This is a genomic window from uncultured Cedecea sp. (assembly GCF_947498825.1).
Classification (GTDB): Bacteria; Pseudomonadota; Gammaproteobacteria; order Enterobacterales; family Enterobacteriaceae; genus JGM124.
The window spans coordinates 1-273 of sequence record NZ_CANMLV010000084.1; the positions used below are offsets into that span (position 1 = coordinate 1).

The window sequence follows — 273 nt, forward strand, 5'->3', positions numbered from 1 at the left end:
GTCGCAAGACCAAAGAGGGGGACCTTCGGGCCTCTTGCCATCGGATGTGCCCAGATGGGATTAGCTAGTAGGTGAGGTAACGGCTCACCTAGGCGACGATCCCTAGCTGGTCTGAGAGGATGACCAGCCACACTGGAACTGAGACACGGTCCAGACTCCTACGGGAGGCAGCAGTGGGGAATATTGCACAATGGGCGCAAGCCTGATGCAGCCATGCCGCGTGTATGAAGAAGGCCTTCGGGTTGTAAAGTACTTTCAGCGAGGAGGAAGGCA

The 273-nt window shown here is 57.1% G+C and carries 1 rRNA gene; it reads left to right on the forward strand.

Going from position 1 to position 273, the window contains the following annotated elements:
• A 16S ribosomal RNA gene (locus Q1A40_RS23035) occupies positions 1-273 on the forward strand; the annotation flags it as partial.